Consider the following 329-nt stretch of genomic DNA (forward strand, 5'->3'; position numbering starts at 1 on the left):
CTTATTCAGAGCTTTTTGATTGTATGTATCATGTAACCATTTAACTAAATCTGTGACAAAATCATATTCCCCTTTGTTTGTTAAGTTTCGTCTTCTTGCTATCTCGAAAATACCAAGATTTATGCACAGTGTTTTTATTTTGTCAGGACTATCCGCAAGTGTATTATCCAACAAAAATTTTTTCAGGTTGTCTCTATCTTCTTTGCTAAGTGGAGATTTGTTCATATAATAAATTTAATTGATTTATCAGTTTAATTTATCTTGGGTATTGTGGGTAAAGCAATTTTTGTTTGAATATTCAAGAGAATATTCAATAAAGTTTCATTTGT

The 329-nt window shown here is 28.6% G+C and carries 1 protein-coding gene; it reads right to left on the minus strand.

Annotated elements, in window-relative coordinates; translation table 11 throughout:
- On the minus strand, window positions 1–225 hold a 225-nt coding region (locus ACIR131C_RS26370), incomplete at its 3' end, for a hypothetical protein (protein ID WP_196811823.1).
- Window positions 226–329 lie beyond the last annotated feature (104 nt).

Origin of the sequence: Dolichospermum circinale AWQC131C (assembly GCF_000426905.1) — a bacterium.
Lineage (GTDB): Bacteria > Cyanobacteriota > Cyanobacteriia > Cyanobacteriales > Nostocaceae > Dolichospermum > Dolichospermum circinale.